This is a genomic window from Pseudomonas sp. SIMBA_068, assembly GCF_046534705.1.
GTDB lineage: Bacteria > Pseudomonadota > Gammaproteobacteria > Pseudomonadales > Pseudomonadaceae > Aquipseudomonas > Aquipseudomonas putida.
On the sequence record NZ_JAWRYI010000575.1, the window covers coordinates 1 to 270 of the forward strand.

General features: G+C 47.4%; 1 protein-coding gene. It reads right to left on the bottom strand.

All coding sequences use genetic code 11. From position 1 onward, the window contains the following. A partial coding sequence (locus SB756_RS30480; protein WP_410913294.1) for a Rho termination factor N-terminal domain-containing protein occupies positions 1 to 213 on the bottom strand: 213 nt, incomplete at its 3' end. Positions 214 to 270 lie beyond the last annotated feature (57 nt).

Sequence of the window (270 nt, forward strand, 5' to 3'; positions counted from 1 at the left end):
GGAGCTGTCTCCGGAACGGAGGAATCCAAATCCATCCTGAAGGATCTCCAGCACGCCATCACCGAAGATGTCTTCGCCGCTTTTCGCGTGCTGCTTCAGGATTGAAAAGATAATGTCCTGCTTGCGCATACGAGCCTGGTTTTCCAGTCCCATATTTTCGCCGAGAGTAACCAGCTCAGCAACCGGCGTATTCTTTAATTCGGTAAGATTCATAGTGGTGTGAGTTCTTAAACTTGGGGTAAATCTCGAACTTAATGTTGTGAATGGTAT